Origin of the sequence: Blastococcus sp. DSM 46786 (assembly GCF_900109665.1) — a bacterium.
In the GTDB taxonomy this organism is placed as follows: Bacteria; Actinomycetota; Actinomycetes; order Mycobacteriales; family Geodermatophilaceae; genus Blastococcus; species Blastococcus carthaginiensis.
Map to the genome: position 1 here is coordinate 1 of NZ_FOAO01000020.1, position 22,582 is coordinate 22,582.

Consider the following 22,582-nt stretch of genomic DNA (forward strand, 5'->3'; position numbering starts at 1 on the left):
GATCCGCTCTCCCCAGGCGGCCGACCGCTGGACCTGGCTGGTCCTCGCCTCCCACACCCAACTGCGCCTGGCCCGCCACCTCGCAGCGGATCTGCGCCGGCCCTGGGAGAGACCCCTGCCTCCCGAGCGATTAACCCCCGCCCGGGTCCGACGAGGGTTTCGCCACCTCCGCGTGAAGATCCCCCAGCCGGCCAGCGCGCCGAAACCCACCCGCCCGGGCCCGGGACGCCCTCCCGGTGCCAAAAACCGACAACGCGCCACCCGCCACGGCATCGGCAAGATCACCACACGGAACCATCCCGACACCCACAACCAACAGGTCAGGGGTTAAACGGCAAGCTGAGCGCCACCGCCCACTCGTCGGGGACCCTCCGGGCCCCGCTCCTCGCGGGCCAGACCATGTGCCCGGATAGGTTGCCAGCCATGGCCGCCACCGGGTTCCTGACCGCCGACGAGCTCAACGCCCTCCTGCCGGGCACCCTCCCCGGGCTGCTCGGCATCGTCATCGACACCCACGAGCGCGGCCGGCTCACCAGCCACCTCGACGTCCGGCCGGAGCTGCTGGCACCCAACGGCTACCTGCACGCCGGCACCGTCGTCACCCTGGCCGACACCAGCTGCGGGCTGCCGACGCGCGCCCTCCTGCCCGAGGGCGCCAGCGGGTTCACCACCATCGAGCTCAAGAGCAACCACCTGAGCACCGCACGGGAGGGCCGGATCACCTGCGAGGCGACCAACGTGCACGCCGGGCGGACCACCCAGGTGTGGGACGCCGTCGTCCGCAACGCCTCGACCGGGAAGACCATCGCGCTGTTCCGGTGCACCCAGTCGGTGCTCTGGCCCAGGTGAGCGGGCGAACCCGCCGGTAACCCCCTTGTGAGCGGGGACACCGCAGGTGTGAGACTGGCGCCACACACCATGCGAGGAGGAACACCCGTGGCGCTGCCGAGCCCGTATCCCGACGTCGAGATCCCGAACCTCTCCGTCCCCGAGTTCGTCCTGGCGGCCGGCCGGGAGAAGCCCGATTCACCGGCGCTGATCGACGGCCTCAAGGGAGACGTCATCACGCACGGCCAGCTGGCCCAGTACGTCGACCGGGTCGCGGCCAACCTGCACGCCCGCGGCCTGCGCAAGGGCGACGTCGTCGCCGTCTTCTGCCCGAACACCCCGTGGTTCCCGGTGGTCTTCCACGGCATCGCGGCCGCCGGCTGCGTGATGAGCCCGATCAACTCGCTCTACACGCCCGACGAGATCGCCTTCCAGCTGAAGGACTCCGGCGCGAAGATCCTGATCACCATCGGGCTGTTCATGGACCGCGCCACCGCCGCGGCCGAGAAGTCGCCGGTCGACGAGATCGTCGTCCTCGACGGCGCCGAGGGGCACGCCAACCTGTTCGACCTGCTCGGCGCCGACGCGCCGTCGGTCCAGGTGGACATCGACCCGGCCAACGACCTGGTCACGCTGCCCTACTCCAGCGGCACCACCGGCCTGCCCAAGGGCGTCATGCTGACCCACCGCAACCTGGTGGCGAACGTGGCCCAGTGCCTGCCGCTGCTCAAGACCGGCGCGGACGAGCGGATCATCGCCGTCCTGCCGTTCTTCCACATCTACGGCCTCACCGTGCTGATGAACCAGGGCCTGGCGCTGGGCGGCGCGGTGGTGACCCTCCCCCGGTTCGATCTCGAGGACTTCCTGCGCACCATCCAGGACCACAAGATCACCCGGGCGTTCGTGGCGCCGCCCATCCTGCTGGCGCTGGCCAAGCACCCGCTGGTCGACCAGTACGACCTCAGCTCGCTGAACTCGATCCTCTCCGGCGCCGCGCCCCTGGACGAGCAGCTCGCGCTGGCTGCCCAGGACCGGCTGCGCAAGGGCGCCGACACCGGCGTCACGGTGGGCCAGGGCTACGGCATGACCGAGCTCTCCCCGGTGTCGCACACCACCCCCGACTCGGACGCCCAGCCGCCGGGTGTCTCCATCGACGTCCCCAAGGGCTCGGTCGGGTTCGCCATCCCGAACACCGAGTGCCGGCTGATCGACCCGGGCACCGGCCAGGACGCCGCGCCGGGCGAGCGGGGTGAGCTGTGGGTCCGCGGGCCGCAGGTCATGAAGGGCTATCTCAACAACCCCGACGCCACCGCCGGCACCGTCGACAGCGAGGGCTGGCTGCACACCGGTGACGTCGCGATCGTCGACGAGAACGGCTGCTACACGGTCGTCGACCGGGTCAAGGAGCTGATCAAGTACAAGGGCTACCAGGTGGCCCCGGCCGAGCTCGAGGCCGTGCTGATCAACCACCCGGAGATCGCCGACGCCGCCGTCATCGGCGTGCCGGACAAGGAGAGCGGCGAGGAGCTGCCCAAGGCCTTCGTCGTGCGGGCCCCCGGCTCGGAGATCACCGAGGACGCCGTCATGGCCTACATGGCCGAGAAGGTGGCCCCGCACAAGAAGATCCGCTTCGTCGAGTTCATCGAGCAGGTGCCGAAGTCGGCGGCGGGCAAGATCCTGCGCAAGGACCTCAAGGCCCGCGCGTAGCCCCACCGCTCCCGAGCGTGATCATGGCGCCGGAACCACCGGACAGCGTCGTCCGGTGGTCCCGGCGCCATGATCGTTCGGGGGCAGGGCCGCGGGGGCGGCCGGCGCGTCCGTCCGGCCCCGGACGGTTCCCGGCGGCACCCCGGTGACCCGCTTGTAGGCGCGGGAGAACGCGGCCTCCGAGTCGTAGCCCAGACGACGGGCCAGCTCGGTGACCCGCGCGCCGCGGCCGAGCGCCACCGTGGCCAGGTGCATCCGCCAGCGGGTCACGTACCGCAGCGCAGGCTCCCCGGCGAGCTCGGTGAAGCGGACCGCGAACGCCGACCGCGACATCCTGGCCTCACGCGCGAGCCGGTCCACGGTCCACGGGGCGCCGGGGTCGCGGTGGACGCTCGCGACCGCCCGCCCCACCTGCGGATCCCGCAGCGCCCGCAGCCAGCCCGGGCCCGTGGCCGCCGTGTCGAGCCAGCCTCGGATCGCCTGGATCACCACGACGTCGGCCAGCCGGGTGACGACCGACTCCGCGCCCGGCCGGTCCTGCCGCACCTCGTCGGCGATCATGCCCAGGAGCACGGTGAGCCAGCCGCGGCTCTCGCCCGCCGCCACCAGCAGCACCGGCGGCAGCAGGTCCAGGAGGTGGGTCGCACCGGGCCGTTCCGGCTCCACGACCCCGCAGACCTGCCGGATCCGTTCCCCGCCGCCCTCCACGCGCAGCACCGAGTAGTGGTCCGCGAGGTAGTCCTGCGGCAGCAGGTCGGCCCGGCCCGAGATCGGCGCGCCCGGTCCGCTGCGCAGCAGGTGCCCGCGTCCGTGCGGCACCAGCGCGAGATCGCCCGGACCCAGCGGGTACGACTGGCCGTCCACCTCGAGCAGGCAGCGGCCCTCGATGACGACGTGGAAGCTCATGCAGCCGTCCAGCGCCGGCATCTCCACGCCCCAGGGGGCGCTGCCCTCCGTCCGGCAGTAGAACGTCCCGCGCATGCGGAGGTCACCCAGCACCTCACCCAGCGGGTCCGCAGGCGACCACGGAGCAGCGGGGTCGACGGTCACGACCCCAGCCTGGCGCGCCGCCGACCGGGCGTCCAGGACCGCTGGACGAACGGTCATGGAACCCGGATGCACGGCCGTTCCCCACCACCGACCGTCCGCGCCACGGTGGTCCACGCCGGTCAGCGGGATCGGCACCACCGGGAGGAGCTGGTCATGCGGGTACTGGTCGTCGGGGCGACGGGCGGATCGGGACGGGCGGCGGTCGACGCCCTGGTCGGCGGAGGGCACGAGGTGACGGCGTTCGCGCGGCGGGCGTCGGCGGCGTTCGCGGAGCGGGCGGGCGTCCGGCCGGTCGACGGCGACGCGACGGTGGCGGCGGACGTCGCGCGGGCGGTACGGGGTAAGGACGCCGTCGTCGTGACCCTCGGCATCAGAGAGAACACACTCAAGGTGCGGGTGCTCGGCAGCTCCGGCACACCGATGGACGTCCGGTCGCGCGGCACCGCGGTGGTGGCGGCTGCGATGCGCGAGCACGGGATGCGCCGGCTGGTCGTGCAGAGCTCGTACGGCGTCGGACCGACGCGGGAGCTGCTCCCGCTGTCCAGCCGGGTGGTCTTCGCCCTGATGATCCGGCAGCAGATCCAGGACAGCGAACGTCAGGAGAGCGTCGTGCGCGCCAGCGGGCTGGACTGGACGATCGTGCAGCCGGTCTACCTGACCGACGGCGAGGAGGCCGCGGCCCGCTCGACGACCGGCGAGGTGCGGGCCATGAAGGTGTCCCGGCGGGCGGTCGGTGCGGTGCTGGCCGAGCTGGCCACGAGCACCGCGGACACCGGCACGACCGTGACCCTGTCAGGAGCCCCGGCCCTCGCCCCAGCCTGACCGGGCGGCCCCCTGCAGGGGCCCGACGCGAGCGTGCGAGCGGCGGGGGCAGGCGGCCCCGTCCAGAGGCTCGCCCCGAGCCTGCGAGGGGTGAGGAGGACGGGCGGCCCCCTGCAGGGGCCCGACGCGAGCGTGCGAGCGGCGGGGGGCAGGGGGTCCTCTTAGGGTCGGGGCATGCGTGCGGTGACGATCACTGAGCCCGGCGGTCCCGAGGTGCTGACCTGGGCGGAGGTGCCCGACCCGGTCTGCGGCCCCGGCGAGGTCGTCGTGGACGTCGTCGCCACGGCGGTGAACCGGGCCGATCTCCTCCAGCGGCAGGGCAACTACTCGCCCCCGCCCGGGGCGACGCAGGTCCCCGGCCTCGAGTGCAGCGGGATCGTCAGCGAGGTCGGCGCCGGCGTCACCGGCTGGAAGGTCGGCGACGAGGTGTGCGCGCTCCTGGCCGGCGGCGGCTACGCCGAGCGGGTCGCCGTCCCGGCCCCCCAGATACTGCCCCGGCCCTCGGGCGTGGAGCTGGCGACCGCCGCGGCGCTGCCGGAGGTCACCTGCACCGTGTGGTCCAACGTGTTCATGCTCGCCGGGCTGGGCCGTGGCGACACCTTCCTGGTGCACGGCGGCTCCAGCGGCATCGGCACGATGGCGATCCAGCTCGCCGCCCGCGCCGGGGCCCGGGTGCTCACCACGGCGGGAACGGCGGCCAAGCTCGACGTCTGCCGCGAGCTCGGCGCCGACGTGGGCATCAACTACCGCGACGAGGACTTCGTCGAGCGGGTGAAGGAGGCGACCGACGGCCGCGGGGTCGACGTCGTCCTGGACAACATGGGCGCTGCGTACCTGGCCCGCAACGTCGACGCCCTCGCCGTCGGCGGCCGGCTGGTGGTCATCGGCATGCAGGGCGGCCGGAAGGCGGAGCTGGACCTCGGCAAGCTGCTGGCCAAGCGCGCCTCGGTGCACGCCACCGCGCTGCGGTCCCGGCCGGTGGAGGGGCCCGGCGGCAAGGCCGGGATCGTCGCGGCCGTGCGGCACGACGTGTGGCCGGACGTCGAGCGCGGCACGATCCGGCCGATCGTCGACCGCCGGCTGCCGATGTCGCGGGCGGCCGAAGCGCACCAGGTCGTCGAGGCCAGCGAGCACGTCGGCAAGGTCCTGCTGGTCAACGGCGACTGAAGGGGGCGGGGCCCCTCAACGGGGGCGCAGGCCGGCGACGGCGTCGATGATCCGGCCGACCTCGTCGGCGGTGTTGTAGTGCATGAGGCCCAGGCGCACCGCTCCCCCGCCCTCGTTCACCCCGAGGGCGTCGAAGAGCTCGCGGGCGTAGAAGTCGCCGTCCCACGCGCAGATGCCGGCCCGGGCGAGCTCGGCGGCCACCTGGCGGGGGCGCATGCCGGCGACGGTGAAGGACAGCGTGGGCGTGCACCGCTCGGGCTCGCCGAGGACCTGCACGTGCCGCATCGCGCGCAGCGCCTGGTCCAGCCAGTCGAACAGGTCGCCTTCGTGCCGGGCGACGGCAGCCATCGAGATCCGCAGCCGGTCGCGGCGGCTGCCGTACGCGTCCGCGCAGAGGCCCGCCAGGTGGTCGACGGCGGCGCTCACGCCGGCGTACAGCTCGAACGGCGGCGTCCCGGTCTCGAACCGGTCGGGCACCCGGTCCGACGAGGGCAGCAGCTTCTCCGGCTGCAGGTGGACCAGGAGGTCGGGGTCGGCGACCACCGCGGCGACGTGCGGGCCGCACCACTTGTAGGCCGACACCGCCAGGAGGTCGGCCCCCAGGGATGCCTTGTCCAGGTACACGTGCGGTGCGGCGTGGACGGCGTCGACGTAGACCAGCGCGCCGACGGCGTGGGCCTGCGCGGCGATGCCGGCGACGTCGGGCCGCGTGCCGAGGGCGTTGCTGGCCGCGGTGACGGCCACCAGCCGGGTGCGCCGGTTCAGCAGCTCGGCGTACTGCCAGGCCGGCAGCTCGCCGGTCTCGATGTCCACCTCCGCCCACCGCACCTGCACGCCCGCGGTGGCGGCCAGCTGCAGCCAGGGGCGGACGTTGGCGTCGTGGTCCAGCCGGCTGAGCACGATCTCGTCACCGGGGCGCCACGTGCGGGCCAGCGCGCGGGCCATGCCGTAGGTCAGCGCGGTCGTGCTCGGCCCGAGGACCACGCCCCCGGGCCGCCCGCCCACCAGGTCGGCCACGGCCGCGCGCGCCCCGGAGACCAGCGCCTCGGCCCGCCCGGACGCCGGGAAGACCCCGCCCCGGTTCGCGACCGGCATGCGCATCGCGGACCCCACCGCGTGCGCCACGTTCTCGGGCACCAGCGAGCCGGCCGGGCCGTCGGCGTGCACGTACCCGTCGGAGAGCGCCGGGAAGAGGCCGCGGACCCGCGCGACGTCCAGCCGGCCCCCCGATGACATGGGCCGCACCCTAGTTCGTGCGCCCGGCCCGTCCCGCGCCGTCCCGGTGCCTCGGCGGACCGTCCGCAGCACCGGGCAGGATGGGGGCATGACTGCACCGCAGAACGGCAACGAGCGCCCCCAGCAGGTCGTCGTGGTCGGGCCGGACGGGCGCCCGGTCGGGACCATGCCGATGCCCCAGGGGACCGACGAGGAGGGCGACGGCGCCCCCGGTGTCGGTGAGCTGGTCGAGCAGCCCGCGAAGGTCATGCGGATCGGCACGATGATCAAGCAGCTGCTGGAGGAGGTCCGCGCCGCGCCGCTGGACGACGCCAGCCGCAACCGGCTGCGCGACATCCACGCCTCCTCGATCCGCGAGCTGGAGCAGGGCCTGGCCCCCGAGCTGCGCGAGGAGCTGGAGCGCATCACGCTGCCCTTCAGCGAGGGCGAGACGCCGTCGGACGCCGAGCTGCGGATCGCGCAGGCGCAGCTGGTGGGCTGGCTGGAAGGCGTGTTCCACGGCATCCAGACGGCGCTGTTCGCCCAGCAGATGGCCGCCCGCGCCCAGCTGGAGGAGATGCGCCGCAAGGCCCTCCCCGGCGGTCAGGCTCCGGGGCAGCAGCCCGACTTCCGCCCGGGCGGCGGCCAGTACCTCTGAGACGACCGGAGGTCATGTCGGTGGCTCCCCCCGATCCCCAGGTGCGGGCGTCGGACGACGACCGCGAGGAGACGGTGCGCCAGCTCCAGCGCGGGCTGACCCAGGGCCGGCTCACCGTCGACGAGTTCGACGAGAGGGTGCGGGCGACCTACGCCGCCCGCACCCTCGGCGACCTCGCGGAGCTCACCCGCGATCTGCCGAAGAGCCTGTGGTGAGGCCGGGCACGTCGACGGCCTGACCGTTCCCGGCGCCCTCGCCCGACGAGAGCGCACGCACCTCCTCGTCCGGGACCGAGGAGGCCTGCTCGTCATCGCCGGACACCGCGGGCCGCGCGGCCTGCGCCGGCTCCGGCCGGCCGCCCGCCGCCTGCTCGAAGAAGCGCAGCAGCTCCACGGGGAACGGCATGACCAGCGTGCTGTTCTTGTCCGAGGCCACGTCGGCCACCGTCTGGAGCAGCCGCAGCTGCAGCGCGCCGGGCGTGGCGCTCATCGCCTCGGCGGCCTGCGCGAGCTTGGCCGAGGCCTGGAACTCACCGTCGGCGGAGATCACCCGGGCGCGGCGGTCCCGCTCGGCCTCGGCCTGGCGGGACATGGACCGTCGCATCCCCTCCGGCAGGGAGATGTCCTTGACCTCCACCCGGTCGATCTTGATGCCCCAGTTTTCCGTGGGGGTGTCGATGACGGCCCGGAGCTCGCTGTTGATGGCCTCGCGGTCGGACAGGAGGGTGTCGAGGTCCGCACGCCCGATGACGGAGCGGAGCGACGTCTGCGACACCTGCGACGTGGCGATCATGTAGTTCTCGACGTTGATGACCGCGCGGACCGGGTCGACCACGCGGAAGTAGACGACCGCGTCGACGCCGATCGTGACGTTGTCCCGGGTGATGGTGCCCTGCGACGGCACGTCGAGCACGAGCGTCTGCACGGGCACCTTGGTCATCTGGTCGACGAACGGGACGATGAAGCGCAGCCCCGGTTCACGGACATCGGGGAGCAGCCGGCCGAAGCGCAGGACGACGCCGCGCTGGTATTGCTGCACCGACCTGACGCCGGCTGCGACGAGCACCACGGCCAGTACGACCACCACGGCGAGGACGGCGAGCAGAGCAGTCACCGGGACCACCTCTTCCGGCCGGCTCGGTGCCCGCGGGACCGTCCCGCGGGCACGCTGGTGCCGACCCGTCCACCACCACGGTTCCACGTCTTCGTTGCCCACGCCGCCACGGAGTGCCTCCGAACGCGGCCGCCGTTCATCCGATGCGGTGAGCAAGCCGTCATCGAGGGGTCACCACTCGTGACTCCGGTGACGAGGGAGCGTGCACACCGGAACTGCCCGGTGCTGACCACTGGAGGAACCGTGATTTCTGGAACGTCGAGCGCACCGGCCACCCGGAGCGGGCAGAACGGCCTGGCCGTCGCCTCGCTGATCACCGGCATCGTGGGCGTCGTCCTCGCCCTGCTGTTCGCGGTCATCGGCCTGGCGCTGGGCGTCGTCGCCATCGCCCTGGGCGCCGTGGCGCGCCGCAGCGGCACCCGGTCCGGCCAGGCGACCGCGGGTCTCGTCGCCGGCGCCGTGGCGGTCGTCGTCGCCGTCGTGAACATGGTGATCGCCTACAACGTCCTCACCTGAGTCGCGAGCCCCGACAACGCGAGGGCGCCGGACCCCGGCCGGGGTCCGGCGCCGTCGCGCTGCCGTGGTCCTAGACGGTGAAGCGGCTGACCGCCTCCTGCAGCTCCCCGCTCATCCGGGCCAGCTCGCCGGCGGCACGCTGGGCGTCCTCGACCCGCTGGTTGGTCTCCTGCGTCCCCGCGGCCAGCCCCGAGATCGCCGCCGCGATGTCCTGCGACCCGCTCGCCGCCTCGGCCACGTTGCGGTTCATCTCGTTGGTCGTCGCCGTCTGCTCCTCGACCGCCGCGGCGATCGTCGCCTGGAAGTCGTTGATCTCCCCGATGACCTGGCTGATCTTCCCGATCGCATCCACCGCACCCGCGGTGTCGGCCTGGATCGCCTCCACCCGCTGGGAGATGTCCTCGGTCGCCCGCGCCGTCTCCTGCGCCAGTTCCTTGACCTCCGAGGCGACGACGGCGAAGCCCTTGCCCGCCTCACCGGCCCGCGCCGCCTCGATCGTGGCGTTCAGCGCGAGCAGGTTCGTCTGCTCGGCGATCCCGTTGATCAGCTTGATCACCGTGGCGATCTCCTGCGAGGAATCACCCAGCTTGCCCACCGTCCGCGTCGTGGTCTCCGCGACCCCCACCGCCTGACCGGCCACCCGCGCCGCCTCGGTCGCGTTGTGCGCGATCTCGCGGATCGCCGACTCCATCTGCGAGGAGCCCGTCGCCACCGTGTCCACGCTCGACGCCACCGCACCCGCCGACGTCACCACCTCATCGGCCTGACCAGCGGCGAGGCGGGCGTTCTCCCGCATGCCCTCGGCCGCGGAGTTCAGCTGCGACGACGCGGCCGCCAGCCGGGTGGAGGAGTCGTTGACCAGCACCAGCACGTTGCCGATCGAGTCCAGGGTCTCGTCCAGGGAGGCGGCCATCTCGCCGAGCTCGGCACCGCCGGTGCGGCCGGCGCGGACGGTGAGGTCACCGGCGGCGACCTGGCCGAGCACCTCGCGGATGCGCTGCACCGGCCCGGTGACGCCGCGGGCGACCACGAGGGCCAGGACGACGGAGATCACCAGGCCCACGCCGATGATCAGCAGGGTCATGGTGCGGGCGGTCTCGTAGGCGTCCTTGGCGTCGGCCGCGGTCGCGCGGGCGGCCGCCGCGGCGGCGCCGGTGGCATCGACCAGCGACTCCTCGATGAGGATCTCGTTCTCGTTCATGGTCCTGAGCAGCCCCGGCATGGCGGCGGGGTTGGTGCTGGCCACCGACTGCAGCTCACCGAGCGCGGCCATGTAGGCCTGGGTCGCACCGGCGAAGGTCTCGAACGCCGCGCGCGTCGGCCCGTCGAGCGGCATCTCCGCGACGGCGGCGGTGTCGGCGGCGAGGGACTCGGTGGCCGCCACCGTGCCGCGCTGCGCCTTGGCGATCGTCTCCGGCGGGAGGGTGGGGATGGCGGCCCGCGCCACGTTGGTGGACAGCTGCCACCAGTCGGCCTCGAGCCCCTGCAGCCCGCTGAGCGGGATCGCCCCGCGGTCGTAGACCTCCTGGGCCTGGTCGCTGAGGGTGGACATCCGCTGGATGCCGAACGCGCCCACGCCGACGGTGGTCAGGGCGACGACGAGGATGGAGCCGAGCAGCCGGCTCCGCAGGCCGATGCCGGACGCTCCGCGCCGGGTCTCGTCGGTCCCCGGCTCGGTCGTCGCCGCGGGATCGTGCACGTGGTCCATGCCTGCTCGCTTCCGTGGAGTGGGTGGGTCGGTCGAGGACCGTCGTGCTGCTTTCGGTAGTCGACCGGCCGGAATGCAGCCGAGCCGTGTACCGACTCCACCGACGGCGCGGATCCAGTGGGACGACGCCGTCGCGCGCAGGTCGTGCACCGGCATGCCCTCGCGGGCAGCACCGGGTCCTCCCTCGGCGCAGAGCGTCCTCCCTCACGGTGTGCGGTGAGGGGGGACGCTCGATGATCAGGTCACCCGATCGTGGCCGGGCCCAGAGGCGGGGGGCGGGGCCAGAGGCGGGGCGGGGCCGGGGGCGGGGCGGGCCCGCCGCGGGTCAGAGAGCGGCGAGGAAGGTCGCGACGCCGTCGTCCTCGTTGGTGCCGGTGACGTCGGTCGCGACGGCCAGCAGGTCGGGGTGGGCGTGGGCCATCGCGACCGCCCGGCCCCCGCCGTCGCGCACCCACTCGAAGGCGGCGATGTCGTTGGGCATGTCGCCGAAGACGACGACGTCCTGCGGCCCGACGCCGTGCCCGGCGGCGACCTGCGCCAGGCCGGTCGCCTTGGTCACCCCGGGCGCGGAGATCTCGGCCAGCGCGTCGGTCGACGAGGTGGTGACCGTGGCCCGGTCCCCGACGACGTCGTCCACGAGGCGCACGAAGGCGTCCCTGGTCATCGACTCGTGCCGGGCCAGCAGCTTCGCGACCGGCTGCGCGACCATCTCCGCGAGCGTCGCCTCGGCCACCCCCGGCGCGTCGACGTCCCACCGCGGCTTGTAGATCGGTTCGTGACGGAACTCCAGGCCGTACTCGACCGCGAACCAGGTGTCGGGCTGTTGCCGCCGCAGCTCGGTGGTGACCGACTCGAGGACCTCGGGGTGCAGCGGATCCTCGTGCACGATCTCGAACCGCTCCAGGTCGAGCAGCACCGCACCGTTGCAGCACACCGCGGTGCCGGTGCCGAGGACCTCGCGGATCCGGACCATCCAGCGGGGCGGCCGGCCGGTGGCCAGGACGACGGGCACCCCGTCGGCCCGCCAGCGCCCGAGCTCGGCGACCGTCGCCTCGCTCACCGTGTCGTCCCAGCGCAGCAGGGTGCCGTCCATGTCACTGGCGATCAGCCGCGGCTTCCAGTCAGACATCGGCCAGCACCGCCTCCAAATAGCGGGCGACCCCGTCGACCTCGTGCCCGCTGGTCAGCTCGGGGGCCAGCGCCTTCACCGCCGGGTGGGCGTTGGCCACCGCGACGGCCCGGCCACCGGCGTCCTTGACCGCCGAGAGCATCGGCAGGTCGTTGGGCATGTCGCCGAAGACCAGCACGTCGCCGAAGCCGACGCCGTAGCGCTCCAGCGCCATCGCCAGGCCGCTGGCCTTGGTGATGCCCGGGGGCAGCACCTCGATGAAGCCCAGGCCGGCGTGGGTGAGCTCGGCGTCGGACGGGTCGACGACGGACCGGGCCCGGGCCAGGAGCTCGTCCTGCCCCAGCGCGGCCGAGCGGAGGAACACCTTGAGGACGGCGCCCTCGGGCAGCACCTGCCCCCGCGGCAGCAGGTGCGCCGGCTCGGGGTAGGGCCAGTCGAAGCCGTGCTGGACGCGCAGGCGGGCGTGCACCTCGCCCTGCTCGGCGGCGTCCTCGACGGCGAGGACCAGGTCCCCGGCCACCGTCTCGATCTGCTCGACCACCCGCTCGGCCTGCTCGCGCGGGAGCGCGACGGTGCGCAGCACCTCGTCCCGCTCGAGGTCGACGACGAACCCGCCCTGCGAGAGGACGGCGATGCCGCGGCCGTCGAGGGCCGCGCGCACGCTGTCGAGCAGCCGGGGCCCGCGGCCGGTGACGCCGATGACGGGGATCCCCGCCGCCCAGCATGCCTCCAGCGCCGCCCGGGTGCGGGGGCTCACCTCGCCGTCGGGGCCCAGCAGCGTGCCGTCGAGGTCGCTGGCGACCAGCTTGGGCCGCCAGGGGCCCAGGTCCCCCAGCTCGACGACGGTGTCGGCCCCCTCCAGGACGCCGTGGGCACGGACCGCCCGCGGCGTGCGCGCGGTCATGCGGCCGGCACCGGGGGCACCAGCGTCATGCCCGGGGTCAGCAACTCCACGCCGCCGAGCCAGGGCCGCAGCGCGACCGGCACGTGCACCGACCCGTCGGCCCGCTGGTGGACCTCGAGCAGGCAGGCGATGGTGCGGGCGATGGCGCACAGCGTGCCGTTCAGCGTGGCCGCCGTCTGGTTCTTCCCGTCCTCGTCCCGGTACCGGATGGTGAGGCGCCGGGCCTGGAAGGTCGTGCAGTCCGACGTCGACGTCAGCTCGCGGTAGGTGCCCTGGGTGGGAAACCAGGCCTCGATGTCGTACTTGCGCGTCGCGCTGGTGCCGAGGTCGCCGGCGGCGATGTCGACGACCCGGTAGGGCAGCTCGAGGGCCTGGAGGAACTCCTCCTCCCACGCCAGCAGCCGCAGGTGCTCGGCGGCGGCGTCCTCGGGCCGGCAGAAGCTGAACATCTCGACCTTGTCGAACCAGTGCACGCGGATGATGCCGCGGGTGTCCTTGCCGTAGGAGCCGGCCTCGCGGCGGAAGCAGGACGACCAGCCGGCGTACCGCTTCGGGCCCGACGCGAGGTCGAGCACCTCACCGGCGTGCATGCCGGCCAGCGCCACCTCGGAGGTGCCGACGAGGTACAGGTCGTCGCGCTCGATCCGGTACACCTCCTCGTCGTGCTCGCCGAGGAAGCCGGTGCCCTCCATGGCGCTGGGCTTGACCAGGGCGGGGGCGACGACCGGGGTGAAGCCGGCGGCGACGGCGCGGCTGATCGCCAGCTGGGCCAGCGCGAACTCCAGCAACGCGCCCGGCCCGGTGAGGAAGTAGAAGCGGGACCCCGATACCTTGGCGCCGCGCTCCATGTCGATCGCGCCGAGCTTCTCGCCGATCTCGATGTGGTCGCGCGGCTCGAAGTCGTAGGTGGGCACCTCGCCCACGGTGCGCAGCGTGACCGCGTCGTCCTCGCCGCCGGGCGGGACCTCGTCGGCGACGACGTTCGGGATGCGCAGGTGCACCTCGCGCAGCGCGGCGTCGGCGGCGCGCTGCGCCTCCTCGGCCTCCTTGACCGCCGCGGCCAGGGCCTTGGCCCGCTCCAGAACGGCGGGGCGCTCCTCGGGGGTGGCCTTCTTCACCGCCTGCGAGGCGCTCTTCTGCTCGGCGCGCAGGTCGTCGCCCCGCTTGACCGCGTCGCGGCGGGCGGCGTCGGCGGCCAGCAGCGCGTCGACCAGGGACTCGTCGGCGCCGCGGGCGCGCTGGCTGGCGCGGACGAGGTCAGGGTTCTCGCGCACCAGGCGCAGGTCGATCACAGCCCGATCGTAGAGAGGACTGCACAAAGCTTCGCCTAGCCGTCCACCTCCACCGACTCGGGCGACGGGACATCGGACACGTCCGACTTCCTCGGGCCAGACCGCATGATGCCGGTCGGCAGGAAGTGAGCGTTACGACCAGCGGTCTCGCCGCGCTCGAGGAGCCCGTCTGTCACCATCCTTTCAAGAGCGCGGCGCGCACCGGCATAGGTCAACTCCGTGAGGGTCGCATAATCGCCGGAAGAAACGCGATCGTGCACGTTGAGCCACTGACGAACCACTCGCGTGGCCTCGACCGGGTCGGGTCGAAGATTGGTCAGCACGCCCTGGCGCTTGAGCGCAGCCAAATCGCCCGCCGCCCGCAGCGTCAACTCCGTACTCGCCCGCGAGAGCACCCAGACGTCCCGGTAAGGCTCGATCAAAGGGTTGCCGTCCACGACACACGAGCCTGCGACGCGCAGCGCCTCATCGGCCTCCTGGACAGTCCGTTGGAGCACCTCAGCGCCACGCTGGGCCGTAATGAAGGGCTCGTGGAGCAGCGTATGCAGGATCATGGCCACGCGAACGTCCGCTTGTCGCTCACGCGGTTCGATCTCGTCGACCAACCGCATGACGGGCACCACGGGCTTACCGCCCGTCAATCTGACCCGGACTCGGGGCCCAGGCTCTTCGAGAAGCAGCGGGGGTCGGTGCCCGAGCGTGACCATCTCCCGATACATCCGGTCTACACCGATACCCTGCTTATCGACGAGCCCGAGCGCGCGGACTGCGTCAGCCAGGGCGGGAGACCGCGAATAGCGCTGAGTAAGCACATTGCCAGCGTTCACCCCCCCGACGAAGCCACCGGGCGAGACCACCTCCAGGGAGGCGTCGGCTTCCACCCAGGTCACGACTGTGGCCTCCGCCTGGTGCCAGTCACGGTGCACCACGCCGTTGAGCACCGCTTCTCGTGCAGCTCTGGGAGGCAAGAGTCGAACAAGCCGCTCTGAAAAGGAGCCAGATAGGGTCACGCGATCATTGGCGCCGTCCAGCAGTGCCTCGATCTGAGCCACCTGCTCGAGCAGGCTCGCACCACCCCGTGCATCAGTAGCGGCCAACACCTCACCTCCCTGAACATTCCACCGGGCCCAAGAAAGCCATGCTCTAGGCGCAGGACAGAACAGGAGCGCACCTGCCTGCGTGAGGGTTCCTTCGACTGTCAGCAAACCTAGCCGGCGCAGCAGTTCTTCAGTGGACTCATCTGCCAGGCCGTCATTGGCTGGGCGTCCACGCAGGTAGTCGCGCGCCACTGCTATTGCACCTGGAGAGATGTCGTCCACCGTCATGCGACTTGGACGAGCCATCTCGTCCCAACCAACACGGTCCTGCCGATGGACCCACCAGGCACTGCGATCGACAGGGACGCAGTTCGCGCCCACGCGCCAACGCAACCGATCGCCGGTGTCCTCCACAGGCTCTCGCGCTTCGGACACCAGCAGGACCACCAAGCGGATTCCGCGCTCGAACCGAATTTCAGCCTGTGGGGCGACATCGATTCGCCGGTAGATCTGATGCTTGAGCCACTCAGGATCAAGATCGGTCCCGATAAGGTCACCGGTGCGGTCGTTTACTCCTACGATCAGGGCGCCCCCGCCTGGCGTGTTCGCCATGCAGGCAACTTCGTCCGCGAGCTGGGTTGCAGCACTGGTGTTGCGGGGGGTCCCGTCGAGGAGGACACCGCCGACTCCTCGACGTCCCGCCTCTTCTTTGAGATCGACTCGTTCGCGCTCAACCTCGGTGGGGAGCTCGCCGTCGGCCAGCCTGCGAAGGCAGACGTTCACCTCAGCGCGCAGCTCAGCGAGGTCGGTCAACAGCTCCGCGCCAGGCTGAAATGTCACCTTGTTCGCCTCCACGCAGAGACCGTATCACTTTAGGTTGGCCACTAAAGTGATACAGCGGGCGCGTCCGTGTTGGCTTGTACTCATTCGCACCCGCTGACAATCCATGCCCGCTCCTCCTGAGGGGGAGCGACGCCAGCGCGTCATGCGAGACACTGGCAGCATGCGCTTCCTGCAGCGGCCCTCGCACGACCTGACCTACTCCGACGTCTTCATGGTGCCGGCGCACTCGACCGTCGGGTCGCGGCTGGAGGTCGACCTGCGCACGCCCGACGGCGTGGGCACCACCATCCCGATCGTCGTCGCGAACATGACGGCGATCTCCGGCCGGCGCATGGCCGAGACCGTGGCCCGCCGCGGCGGTCTCGCCGTCCTGCCGCAGGACATCCCGGTCGACGTCGTCGCCGAGGTCGTCTCCTGGGTCAAGACCCGGCACCCGGTCTACGACACCCCGATCACCCTCTCCCCCACCTCGACGGTGGGCGAGGCGCTGTCGCTGCTGACCAAGCGTGCGCACGGCATCGTCGTCGTCGTGGAGGACGGCTCCCCGGTCGGCGTCGTCACCGACGGGCAGTGCCAGGGCGTCGACCGGTTCACCCAGCTCTCCGAGGTGATGACCCGCGAGCCGCTGACCATCCCGGCCGGCACCGACCTCACCAAGATCTTCGACGTGCTCTCCGGCGAGCGGGTGAGCGCCGCCCCCGTGGTCGAGGGCGACCGCCTGGTCGGCGTGATCACCCGCAAGGGCGCCCTGCGCTCCTCGCTGTACACACCGGCGGTGAACGCCCAGGGCCACCTGCTCACCTCGGCTGCCGTCGGCATCAACGGCGACGTCGCGGGCAAGGCCGGCGCCCTGCTCGCCGCCGGGGTGGACGTGCTGGTCGTCGACACCGCGCACGGGCACCAGGAGAAGGCGATCGAGGCGGTCCGCGCGGCCCGCTCGGTCGCTGGCGCCGTGCCGGTCGTCGCCGGCAACGTGGTGACGGCGCAGGGCACCCGCGACCTGATCGAGGCCGGTGCCGACGTCGTCAAGGTCGGCGTCGGCCCCGGCGCCATGTGCACCACCCGCATGATGACCGGCGTCGGCCGGCCGCAGTTCTCCGCCGTCGAGGAGTGTGCCGCCGAGGCCCGGTCGCTCGGCAAGCACGTGTGGGCCGACGGCGGCGTGCGGCACCCCCGCGACATCGCGCTCGCGCTGGCCGCCGGCGCGGCGAACGTGATGGTCGGCTCGTGGTTCGCCGGCACCTTCGAGAGCGCCGGCGACGTCCACGACGACGGCGGCCGGCTGTACAAGGAGTCCTTCGGCATGGCCTCGGCCCGCGCGGTCAAGGCCCGGACGGCGACCCAGACCGGGTTCGAGCGGGCGCGGGCCGGCCTGTTCGAGGAGGGCATCTCCTCCTCCCGCATGTACCTGGACCCGCAGCGCCCCGGCGTCGAGGACCTGATCGACCAGATCGTGGCCGGCGTGCGCTCGTCCTGCACCTACGCGGGCGCGCGCACCGTCGACGAGCTGCACGAGCGGGCGGTGCTGGGGGTGCAGAGCTCGGCGGGCTACGAGGAGGGCCGGCCGCTGCCGACCTCCTGGTGAACGCGCTCCCGCTCCGGCAGTTCGAGGAGCTGGTCGCCGACGCGCTGGACCAGGTGCCCGCCGAGCTGATGGCGCTGCTGGACAACGTCGTCGTCCTGGTCGAGGACCGGAACGCCGACGAGCCCGAGCTGCTCGGGCTCTACGAGGGCTACGCGCTCACGGAGCGCGGGTGGGACTACGGCGGGGCGCTGCCGGACCGGATCATGATCTACCGCGAGGCGATCTGCGACATCTGCGAGACCGAGGACGACGTGGTCGACGAGGTCACGATCACCGTCGTCCACGAGATCGCGCACCACTTCGGCATCGAGGAGGACCGCCTCCACGAGCTCGGGTGGGGGTGAAGACCCCCTCGCCCTCCACCGCTCGCGGCGGGCCTCTGCGCAGGGGGCAAGTAGCGTTGGCGAACGTGCCCGAGAACAGCGCCGGCCGGCTGCCCATCAAGATGCTGCACGACCGCGTCCTGGTGTCGCTGCGCCGGGAGGACGGCGAACGGCGCTCGACCGGCGGCATCCTCATCCCCGCGACCGCCCAGGTGGCGAAGCGGCTGGTCTGGGGCGAGGCCAAGGGCGTCGGGCCCAGCGTGCGGCAGGTGAAGGTCGGCGACCAGGTGCTCTTCTCCCCCGAGGACCAGCACGAGGTCGAGGTGCACGGCGAGGACCTGGTCATCCTGCGCGAGCGGGACGTGCACGCCGTCGCCGCCGAGCGCATCGAGGAGTCCACCGGCCTCTACCTGTAGACCCGGCGGCGGCAGCACCGACAGTGGGCGCCGATGTGCCACTTCCGGGCGGCGAACTGCGCATCAGCGCCCATCGTCGGTCGCTTCAGGGACCGGTCAGCGGGGCTCGCCCTCCGCCCGGGCGTGGGTCTCGATCACCTCGGTCATCCCGGTCAGGAACCGGCGGACGACGGCGAGCTCGTCGTCCGAGAACCCCTCCATGGCGGCGAGCAGGTCGCGCTGCAGCCCGCCAAAGAACTCCGCCCCCGCGGCCATCGACTCGGGGGACATCTGCAGCGTCACCCGGCGGCGGTCCTCGCTGTCCCGCACCCGGCGCAGGTGCCCGGCGCGCTCCATGCGGTCGACCAGCGCGGTCACCGAGGCCGAGCTGAGCTCCACCGCCGCACCCAGCCGCCCGGCGGTCAGCGCCTCCCCGCGGCGGGCGGCGTCCATGACCGCGACCAGCGCCCGGACGTCGGTGCGCCCCAGCCCGTGCAACCCGGCGAAGCGCTGCCCGACCGCATCCAGCTCCACGGTCAGCCGGCGGAGGAGCAGTGCCAGCTCCTGCCGCGCGGGAAAGACGTCCTCGCCCACCGCACCTCCGTTCGCGCGCGGCACCCGTCCGCACTAATATCTCGATCATCGAGATGATCGACCGTCAAGGAACATGATGCCGCGCCGCAGCTCCACCCTCCGCTGGATCCTCCCCGCCGTCGTCGCCCTGCTGTGGCTGGGGCTGGCCGGCCCGCTCGGCTCGCTCAGCGGCAAGCTGGCCGAGGTCTCCGAGAACGACTCCGCCGCCTTCCTGCCCGACAGCGCGGAATCGACGCGGGTCACCGAGCTGCAGCAGCAGTTCCGCACCGAGCGCACGCTGCCGGTGGTGCTGCTCTGGGAGAGCGAGGACGGCGCCCTGGACCGGGCCGCGCTGGCCGAGGCGGAGCAGCGGGTCGAGCAGGCGGCCGCCGTCGCCGAGGAGGCCGGCGCCCTGGCGGGGCAGCCGTCACCGCCGATCCCCTCGGAGGACGGCGAGGCGGTGCAGGCGGTCCTGCCCGTCGACCCGGACCTCGGCGAGGCGCTCCCCGAGGTCATCGGCGAGCTGCGGGCCATCCCCGGCATCGACGGCACGACCGCGTACGTCACCGGCCCCGGCGCGATCTTCTCCGACTTCGCCGAGGGCTTCGCCGGCATCGACGGGCTGCTGCTGCTCGCGGCGTTCGGCGTCGTCCTGCTGATCCTGCTGGTCGTCTACCGCAGCCCCCTGCTGCCGTTGCTGGTCATCGGCACCGCCGGCCTGGCGCTGGTCGTCTCGCTCGCGGTGGCCTACGTCCTGGCCGACCAGGGCTGGATCACGGTGAACGGCCAGAGCCAGGGCATCGCCTCGATCCTGGTCGTGGGTGCGGCCACCGACTACGGCCTGCTGCTGGTCGCCCGTTACCGCGAGGAGCTGCGCCGCGAGCGGTCGCCCGTCGCCGCGATGCGGGTGGCGCTCCGGCAGTCGTGGGAGCCGATCCTCGCCTCCGGCGGGACGGTCATCCTCGGCGTCCTCTGCCTGCTCTTCTCCGACCTGGGCTCCAACCGGGCGCTCGGCCCGATCTCCGCCGTCTGCATCGCCTTCGCCATGCTCGCCGCTCTCACCTTCCTCCCGGCCGTGCTGGTGCTGCTCGGCCGCGCGGCGTTCTGGCCCTTCCGGCCGAGGTACGGCGAGGAGCAGGCGCACGGGCAGGGCTGGGAGCGCGTGTCGTCCTCGGTCGGACGCCGTCCCGGCCGGTACCTCGTCGGCAGCGGCGCCCTCCTCGTCGTCATGGCGCTCTTCCTCCCGACCTTCGACGCCGACGGCATCCCGCTGTCCGAGGCGGTGCGCGGCGGCTCGGAGTCCGGCGCCGGGCAGGAGGCGCTGGCCCGGCACTACGAGGCCGGCTCCGCCAGCCCCGCGGTGATCATCACGCCGGCCGACGGCTGGCAGGACGTCGCCGACGCCGCCGCGCAGGTCGACGGCGTCGCCGGGGTGGCGCCGTTCACCGGCGAGCAGAGCAGGCCGCCCGGGGCCGGGAGCGCCGAGCCGGTCGAGGTGGACGGACTGGTCCGGATCGACGCCACGCTGGCCGACGCCCCCGACAGCGAGGCCGCGCAGGACACCGTCGCCGAACTGCGGACGGTCGTGAGCGACGTCGACCCCGATGCCCTCGTCGGCGGCTCGACCGCCCAGGACCTGGACACCCAGGAGACCGCCGCCCGCGACCTGGCGGTGATCGTGCCGCTGGTGCTGCTGGTGATCACGGTCGTGCTGGCCTTGCTGCTGCGCGCGATCGTGGCCCCGCTGCTGCTCGTCGTCACTGTCGCGCTGAGCACGGCGGCGACGGTGGGCGTCAGCGCCCTGGTGTTCGACCACCTGTTCCGGTTCCCGGGCAGCGACCCGCAGGTGCTGCTCATCGGGTTCGTGTTCCTCGTCGCGCTGGGGATCGACTACAACATCTTCCTCATGACCCGGGCCCGGGAGGAGTCGATCCGGCACGGGGCGCGGGACGGCGTGCTGCGGTCGCTGGCGGTCACCGGCGGGGTGATCACCAGCGCGGGGCTCGTGCTGGCGGCCACCTTCGGCGCGCTCACCGTGCTGCCGCTGGTGATCCTCGTCCAGCTCGGCTTCCTCGTCGGCTTCGGCGTCCTGCTCGACACCTTCGTCGTGCGGACGCTGCTCGTGCCGTCGGCGGTCCACCTGATCGGCGACAGGGTCTGGTGGCCCGGGGAGCTGGCGCAGGGCCCCACCGAGCCGGCCGCGCCCGACCGCGAGCTCACCGGCGCATCGGCGAGGTGATCCGCGGGGCGCCGGCTCAGCCGGCGGTGAAGATCCAGGTGAGCACGGCGCCGCCGACGACCACCCAGAGCAGCGGCACCCGGTTCACCCAGCGGGCCGCGGCCTCGTGGCGGGTGCCGAAGAGCACCCAGGCGGTGACCGTCGTCCCCACGGCCACGAACGGGTAGCCGAACCAGGCGTAGATCAGCAGCGCCGCGAGCGCGGTGCCCGCGCTGCCCGCGGCCATGACGCCGCCGATGGCCACCATGAACCACGGGAGCAGGAAGAGCACGTAGAGCCCCTCCAGCACGCCCAGCTCGACCGCGGCGCGACGCCGCACCGCCGGGTCGGCCGACGGCAGCGGGACGGGCGGGGTCCAGACGGTCACGGCGCCGGAGCGTAGCGGCGAGGATCCCCTGCGTGGCCGCGCGCAGCGGCGAGCCGCGGCTCAGATCTCGCCGGCGCGCACCCCGGCCAGCCACTGCCCCGCCTCGACGAACGCGTCGTCGGACGACTCCGGCGGCACCGCCCGGTTCTCCCGCCCGTCGGCGCGGGCGTAGGAGCCGAGGAAGCGGACGTCGTCGCACACCCGGTGCAGTGCGGCCAGCGCCTCCCCCACCCGGGAGTCCGCGACGTGCCCCTCGCAGTCCATGGAGAAGGAGTAGAACCAGTGGCGCTCCCGGGTCGGCCGGGACTCGATGCGGGTCAGGGAGATGCCGCGGACGGCGAACTCCCGCAGCAGCTCCAGCAACGCGCCGGTGCGGTCGCCGACGATCGCGACCAGCGACGTCTTGTCGTTGCCCGTGGGCGCGGGCAACGGGCCGGGGCGGCTCACGAGGACGAACCGGGTCACGGCGCCCGGGTGGTCGGCGACGTCGTCGGCCAGCGTGTCGAGGCCGTACCGCTCGGCCGCGATCGCCGCGCAGACGGCGGCGTCCACCTCCCCCGCGGCCACCGCCGCCGCGGCCGCGGCCGTCGAGGCGGAGGGCAGCGGGCTGAGCCCCGGCAGCAGCTCGGCCAGCCGCCCGCTCGTCTGGGCGAGGGCGTGCGGGTGGCTGGCCACCGACCGCACGGCGGCCGGCGCCGTGCCGGGGCGGACGGCGAGCACGAAGGCCACGTCCAGGTAGACCTCGCGGGTGATCACCAGCGGGTCGCCGTCGGCCAGCCCGTCCATGGTGGCCGGCACCGAGCCCTCGACGGAGTTCTCCAGCGGCACGAGGGCGGTGTCGGCGTCCCCCGAACGGACGGCGGCCAGCGCCGCGGCGACACTCGGCTGGGGGTCCCGCCGTCCCCCGGCAGTGGCGATCGCCCTGCTCAGGGCCGCCTCGGCGAAGGTACCCTCGGGCCCCAGGTAGGCGAACCGCGGCGACGACGGACTGGGTGGCATCCCGGGCATCCGACGAGGGTAGTGCGCAGGGGACGACGCGGTCGCCCGGCCCGGGTAGGGGTGCCGGCGACCGGCACCACCGGCCCTCCGGGGCCCCACCGCGGAGGGAGGG

22 protein-coding genes are annotated in these 22,582 nt (G+C 73.0%); 11 read left to right on the forward strand and 11 right to left on the reverse strand.

Annotated elements, in window-relative coordinates; genetic code table 11:
* Nucleotides 1–423: 423 nt before the first annotated feature.
* Together BMW62_RS17125 and BMW62_RS17130 are read left to right on the forward strand one after the other, a co-directional pair.
* A complete protein-coding gene (locus BMW62_RS17125) occupies nucleotides 424–849 on the forward strand; it encodes a PaaI family thioesterase (RefSeq protein WP_091933359.1) in 426 nt (141 codons plus the stop codon).
* An 87-nt stretch (nucleotides 850–936) separates the two neighbouring features.
* Nucleotides 937–2,535, forward strand: a complete 1,599-nt coding sequence (locus BMW62_RS17130; RefSeq protein WP_091933362.1) for a 4-coumarate--CoA ligase family protein — start codon at nucleotides 937–939, stop codon at nucleotides 2,533–2,535.
* A gap of 21 nt (nucleotides 2,536–2,556) precedes the next feature.
* Here BMW62_RS17130 and BMW62_RS17135 read toward each other — a convergent pair whose 3' ends face one another.
* A complete protein-coding gene (locus BMW62_RS17135; RefSeq protein ID WP_244524111.1) occupies nucleotides 2,557–3,585 on the reverse strand; it encodes an AraC family transcriptional regulator in 1,029 nt (342 codons plus the stop codon).
* 66 nt (nucleotides 3,586–3,651) lie between these two features.
* On the opposite strand from BMW62_RS17135, the gene BMW62_RS17140 reads away from it, so the two are divergent.
* Both BMW62_RS17140 and BMW62_RS17145 read left to right on the forward strand, forming a co-directional pair.
* Nucleotides 3,652–4,407: an NAD(P)-dependent oxidoreductase gene (locus BMW62_RS17140; RefSeq protein WP_211435175.1), complete on the forward strand. Its 756-nt coding sequence runs from the start codon at nucleotides 3,652–3,654 to the stop codon at nucleotides 4,405–4,407.
* Nucleotides 4,408–4,581: 174 nt separating this feature from the next.
* Nucleotides 4,582–5,574 carry an NAD(P)H-quinone oxidoreductase gene (locus BMW62_RS17145; protein WP_091933367.1) on the forward strand — a complete coding sequence of 331 codons (993 nt, stop codon included), beginning with the start codon at nucleotides 4,582–4,584 and terminating at the stop codon, nucleotides 5,572–5,574.
* Between the two features lie 15 nt (nucleotides 5,575–5,589).
* On the opposite strand, the gene BMW62_RS17150 is transcribed toward BMW62_RS17145, so the two are convergent.
* Complete coding sequence (locus BMW62_RS17150; RefSeq protein WP_091933370.1) at nucleotides 5,590–6,810, reverse strand: cysteine desulfurase-like protein; 1,221 nt, start codon at nucleotides 6,808–6,810, stop codon at nucleotides 5,590–5,592.
* Nucleotides 6,811–6,898: 88 nt separating this feature from the next.
* Here BMW62_RS17150 and BMW62_RS17155 point away from each other — a divergent pair, with 88 nt between their 5' ends.
* Nucleotides 6,899–7,447 carry a bacterial proteasome activator family protein gene (locus BMW62_RS17155; protein WP_091933373.1) on the forward strand — a complete coding sequence of 183 codons (549 nt, stop codon included), beginning with the start codon at nucleotides 6,899–6,901 and terminating at the stop codon, nucleotides 7,445–7,447.
* Nucleotides 7,448–7,467: 20 nt separating this feature from the next.
* Nucleotides 7,468–7,662, forward strand: coding sequence for a DUF1707 SHOCT-like domain-containing protein (locus tag BMW62_RS17160; protein ID WP_211435176.1), 195 nt, complete (start codon nucleotides 7,468–7,470; stop codon nucleotides 7,660–7,662).
* Here the strand turns inward: BMW62_RS17160 and BMW62_RS17165 are convergent.
* Nucleotides 7,631–8,560, reverse strand: coding sequence for a slipin family protein (locus tag BMW62_RS17165; RefSeq protein WP_091933378.1), 930 nt, complete (start codon nucleotides 8,558–8,560; stop codon nucleotides 7,631–7,633). The two genes, BMW62_RS17160 and BMW62_RS17165, sit on opposite strands and share 32 nt — an antisense overlap.
* Nucleotides 8,561–8,803: 243 nt before the next feature.
* Between BMW62_RS17165 and BMW62_RS17170 the strand changes: the two genes are divergently transcribed.
* Nucleotides 8,804–9,076 (forward strand): hypothetical protein, encoded by a 273-nt coding sequence (locus BMW62_RS17170; protein ID WP_211435177.1) that lies wholly within the window; start codon nucleotides 8,804–8,806, stop codon nucleotides 9,074–9,076.
* 70 nt (nucleotides 9,077–9,146) lie between these two features.
* On the opposite strand, the gene BMW62_RS17175 is transcribed toward BMW62_RS17170, so the two are convergent.
* The 5 genes from BMW62_RS17175 to BMW62_RS17195 form a co-directional block, all read right to left on the reverse strand.
* Nucleotides 9,147–10,784 (reverse strand): methyl-accepting chemotaxis protein, encoded by a 1,638-nt coding sequence (locus BMW62_RS17175; RefSeq protein WP_091933381.1) that lies wholly within the window; start codon nucleotides 10,782–10,784, stop codon nucleotides 9,147–9,149.
* A gap of 325 nt (nucleotides 10,785–11,109) precedes the next feature.
* Nucleotides 11,110–11,913 (reverse strand): HAD family hydrolase, encoded by an 804-nt coding sequence (locus BMW62_RS17180; protein WP_091933384.1) that lies wholly within the window; start codon nucleotides 11,911–11,913, stop codon nucleotides 11,110–11,112.
* Nucleotides 11,906–12,817, reverse strand: coding sequence for an HAD family hydrolase (locus BMW62_RS17185; protein WP_091933386.1), 912 nt, complete (start codon nucleotides 12,815–12,817; stop codon nucleotides 11,906–11,908). Before BMW62_RS17185 ends, BMW62_RS17180 begins: the two co-directional genes overlap by 8 nt.
* Nucleotides 12,814–14,109, reverse strand: a complete 1,296-nt coding sequence (gene serS / locus BMW62_RS17190) for a serine--tRNA ligase (RefSeq protein WP_091933389.1) — start codon at nucleotides 14,107–14,109, stop codon at nucleotides 12,814–12,816. The genes BMW62_RS17185 and serS overlap by 4 nt, the downstream gene beginning before the upstream one ends.
* Nucleotides 14,110–14,144: 35 nt before the next feature.
* Nucleotides 14,145–16,001 carry a DUF5635 domain-containing protein gene (locus BMW62_RS17195; protein ID WP_211435178.1) on the reverse strand — a complete coding sequence of 619 codons (1,857 nt, stop codon included), beginning with the start codon at nucleotides 15,999–16,001 and terminating at the stop codon, nucleotides 14,145–14,147.
* Nucleotides 16,002–16,149: 148 nt separating this feature from the next.
* Between BMW62_RS17195 and BMW62_RS17200 the strand changes: the two genes are divergently transcribed.
* The 3 genes from BMW62_RS17200 (at nucleotide 16,150) to BMW62_RS17210 (ending at nucleotide 18,313) form a co-directional block, all read left to right on the forward strand.
* Entirely contained in the window at nucleotides 16,150–17,574 is a 1,425-nt protein-coding gene (locus BMW62_RS17200; protein ID WP_091933391.1) for a GuaB1 family IMP dehydrogenase-related protein, read from the forward strand.
* Nucleotides 17,571–17,918 (forward strand): metallopeptidase family protein, encoded by a 348-nt coding sequence (locus tag BMW62_RS17205; protein ID WP_091933394.1) that lies wholly within the window; start codon nucleotides 17,571–17,573, stop codon nucleotides 17,916–17,918. Before BMW62_RS17200 ends, BMW62_RS17205 begins: the two co-directional genes overlap by 4 nt.
* 65 nt (nucleotides 17,919–17,983) lie before the next feature.
* Nucleotides 17,984–18,313: a GroES family chaperonin gene (locus tag BMW62_RS17210; RefSeq protein WP_244524112.1), complete on the forward strand. Its 330-nt coding sequence runs from the start codon at nucleotides 17,984–17,986 to the stop codon at nucleotides 18,311–18,313.
* A 96-nt stretch (nucleotides 18,314–18,409) separates the two neighbouring features.
* Here BMW62_RS17210 and BMW62_RS17215 read toward each other — a convergent pair whose 3' ends face one another.
* Nucleotides 18,410–18,886 (reverse strand): MarR family winged helix-turn-helix transcriptional regulator, encoded by a 477-nt coding sequence (locus tag BMW62_RS17215; RefSeq protein ID WP_091933397.1) that lies wholly within the window; start codon nucleotides 18,884–18,886, stop codon nucleotides 18,410–18,412.
* A 73-nt stretch (nucleotides 18,887–18,959) separates the two neighbouring features.
* On the opposite strand from BMW62_RS17215, the gene BMW62_RS17220 reads away from it, so the two are divergent.
* On the forward strand, nucleotides 18,960–21,104 hold the full coding sequence (locus BMW62_RS17220; RefSeq protein WP_244524113.1) for an MMPL family transporter: 2,145 nt from the start codon (nucleotides 18,960–18,962) through the stop codon (nucleotides 21,102–21,104).
* Nucleotides 21,105–21,120: 16 nt separating this feature from the next.
* Here BMW62_RS17220 and BMW62_RS17225 read toward each other — a convergent pair whose 3' ends face one another.
* Both BMW62_RS17225 and pheA read right to left on the reverse strand, forming a co-directional pair.
* On the reverse strand, nucleotides 21,121–21,471 hold the full coding sequence (locus tag BMW62_RS17225; RefSeq protein ID WP_091933402.1) for a hypothetical protein: 351 nt from the start codon (nucleotides 21,469–21,471) through the stop codon (nucleotides 21,121–21,123).
* A gap of 60 nt (nucleotides 21,472–21,531) precedes the next feature.
* Nucleotides 21,532–22,479 (reverse strand): prephenate dehydratase, encoded by a 948-nt coding sequence (gene pheA / locus BMW62_RS17230; protein WP_091933405.1) that lies wholly within the window; start codon nucleotides 22,477–22,479, stop codon nucleotides 21,532–21,534.
* Nucleotides 22,480–22,582: the final 103 nt, after the last annotated feature.